The 3332-nt window shown below is 40.1% G+C and carries 1 protein-coding gene and 1 pseudogene; both read right to left on the bottom strand.

Annotation, left to right across the window (positions count from 1 at the left end; genetic code table 11):
• On the bottom strand, nucleotides 1–2210 hold a 2210-nt coding region (locus C8J95_RS18540), incomplete at its 3' end, for a DUF6443 domain-containing protein (protein WP_221407254.1).
• A gap of 270 nt (nucleotides 2211–2480) precedes the next feature.
• Nucleotides 2481–3332 (bottom strand): annotated as a pseudogene (locus C8J95_RS18535) (hypothetical protein); the annotation flags it as partial.

Raw genomic sequence — 3332 nt, 5'->3', positions numbered from 1 at the left:
CTCTGAAGGGATTTAATATTCCCGTTCAGATCATATGTAAGCTTCTCCGCATAAGAACCCGCCGTTAATCCTGAGTTTGCCCAGTAATTTCCTTCTTTTAAACGGTTTACGCCATCATACTGATAACTATACCTTCTTAGTGTTCCATCATTCTGAGTTGCCCAGTCTATTTCCGCAATATTACCATTGTATTTTTTGGTGGTATTCTGTGGATTAATATACTTCAGCTCATATCCAAATAACTTATTCATCAGGTTCTTCGGATCATTCACTTTAGCCAAGGCTCCACGAATGTTGTACTCGCTTTTTACCGACTGCATACCATTTCCAATATTCTGGTATTCCAGCTGTCCCAGTTCATTGTATATATTTTCAGTCAGCGTTTCTACCGGATTACTATCTACCTGATGGATATGCTTCACCAGACGGTTCTGGTGATCATAACTAAACACTTCCTTCATCTGTTTTTCAGTGTCTGTTGCCAGTCTTTTGTGGTAGGTATTGGTACTGAGTACCGCTCCAGAGAAGTCCAGTTTGTTGTTAACAATGGTATAGCCACCTAAATGATTATTGCTTCTGCTGCCAATGACTCTTGCTTTGGTATCATACCAGGTATAGTTCTTTGTCCATGCATCATTCTCAATATTGTTCACAAAAGAGGCTGTAGGAAGTCCACTGGTAGAACGTACAGAGGTTAATCCATTAGCTGTAATACTCTCTGGTGTATCTTTTAATATGGGTTGAGCAAAAGCATTGGTCACAGCTGGTGATCCTACAGGATAAGTATCATAATAGTTCACTGATAAAAGCTTGTTAAAGCTGGTAGGATAAGCTGTACTATTCGTATAGTACAAGGGCAGTCCGCTTAAAGTAATCGGTGTCGTGGTTCTTGCTTCATTGTTTACTCCTTTAGTATCTACTACTGATTGTATGGAAGCCCTGTCTCCGGTAATCACAGATAATCCGGTATAAATAATCCTTCCCAGTTTATCATACTTGGTAAAAAGCCACTGATTAGAAGGTTTCATCTTTGGATCCTGAGTCAATACCAATCGGTCTTGTTTGTCATAGACCATATATTCCCAGCCATCTTCAGCCCCAAGTGTTCCTTTTCCGGGAAGTCTTTTAGCAATTAGTCTTTTCTGGCTGTCATATTGATATTGATAGCAAAGGCTGTTCAGTGTAGCAGCAGGGATTACTGTTCCCGGTGTAAGGGCTTTAATAGCTTCCACAGCTAAGGGGGGAATGACAAAGGCTAACTGATCGTATTCATTATAGATATAATACGTATCCAGATTCAGAGTGCCATCGGTTTTACGGACCAATAAGGTCTGTCCCTGTCCATTCTTAAATTCTGTAGTGGTATTTCCGTCTTCATCTTTCACCGTGTTTTTGTATAAGGTATTGCCTTTGTAATAGCCTCCTGAAACAGAAGTGGTGTTTTCAGAAGAGACTTTTAGGCTGCTGCTCATGGTGGAAATCCCACTACTGGTGATCCAATTGGTGGTTGTAACAAACTTTCTCACTTCATTATCAGCATTGGCTTCATAACCGTAGGTTACTTTCTTACCATCCCAGTCAGAACCCGGAGCAGCCTGAGCGAGAACTCTGTCCAGAGGAGAGTTTTCGAGTGTTTTCTCCCCATAAGCCAAAGGATCTACAGATCCGTCAGCTTTTTTATATTGACGGGCAGCAGCGGTCTGAACTCCGGCCTGGATATTTCCGTTTAGAGAATTCATCGGAACGGGAAGCCAGGACTGTACCTGACGGCCGAAGTTGTCATACGGAATATCGGATACTAAATCCTTACCATTGGGAGTGGATTTAATAGAAAGCTCCTGCTTGGGTCTGCCGAGTCCGTCGAAATAGGAGATACTCTGCTGCTGAGGGGCGGCAGGATCTGAGGAAGAGCGGGGTGCCAAATAAGTACGCGAGTAAATGTAATTCTCATTCACCGATATGGAAGCTGTCGGATTTGGAGCATAATTATTAGGCGTAGGGTTGGGGTTGGAGGAAGCTCCCAAAGAAGCCCTGAAGCTATTGACGGCAGGCGAAGCGGCATTGAACCCTGGCAGGAGTCTGATGCTGTAGGGATCGGTAACGGACTTGTTTTGTTCTGTTACCGGATTGGTTAGGATAATCTGGGCATGGGATGAGAGGGTCCCTGCCATGAGAATTCCCATGGTATAAAAATGTTTGAATTTAAACATGACGATTTGGGTTTTAAAGATTAATAATTACTTTTTGCGATTTTGTGTGTTTTTGTTTTTCAGCTTTTGTGTTGTTGATTGGTTGTAAGTTTCACCAGCTATAAGGTCTTTAATTATAAGGTTAGAGAAGTTGCAGAGGTTAGAAAAGAAGCAATAAGTTATAAGGCCGGACATTCGATGTCTAACTTCTAAGATCTAATCTCTGACTTCTTATCCTAAAGCAAAGATCATCGCTGGTGACGCCAAAACTTGACGTATTAAAAAAAAGTTTTAGCTTTTTTGTTTTTCTTTTAACTGTTTGATTTCTTTGTTTTGTTCAATCACATAAAGAGTCAGTTCTTCAATTTTTTGAAGAAGAAGCTTCTGACTTTCACCAAGAGATAAGCCGTTGTCTATGACTTCTTTTGCACTGGGAATATTGGGAAGGTGGCCTTTTTCCTGAATATGTTTTTCTACTTCCTCAAGAGCTGCAAGCTCATAGTCTTTTTGGAATACAAAGTCTGCCCATCCGGCCATATCGACTTTTACTTCTTTAGCATGTACAGTTCCGTTAACATCCAGTTTATTTTGTGGATTAATGGTTCCGATACCTATATTGCCATTGCTTTTGATAACCCCGGAAGGAAAATTGAGTTCTCCTACCGCATTTTTATAGGGAAGGGTAGTTGTACTTGTCCCGGAAAGGGCTTCATCAGCTACCGACCATCCCGAAAACCAGGCAGCAGTTTCCGAAATACCTGTTGCAAATCCACGAACTGAAAATCGGTTAAAGTATTTTCTGTCGTTAATGAAAATAACCACTTTACCATTTTCATTGGATAGTTTTACTTCAGGGGTATAAGCGCCAAAGGAAGAAATACTGTGATTTATAAACCCATTTTCATATATGTACCAATTAAACAATAAGCCAATTGGTTTTCCATCAAAATAATTATATCCTTCAATAATAATGGTAGGCATTCCCTGTGAGTTAGTAAATGGAATATTGGTTTTTATTTTTATTCCATTAGTAGGAGTTCCATTGAGGTTGTAGTTAATAATAGGGTTGTAATTCTGAGCTTTAATAACTCCAAATGAAGCTATCATAATAGCTATTGCTGTAATATATTTTATAGTTTTCAT

The organism is Elizabethkingia sp. YR214 (assembly GCF_003058195.1).
Lineage (GTDB): Bacteria > Bacteroidota > Bacteroidia > Flavobacteriales > Weeksellaceae > Elizabethkingia.
The sequence above is the reverse complement of the archived record's forward strand: the minus strand, read 5'-3'. Positions and strand labels throughout refer to the sequence as shown.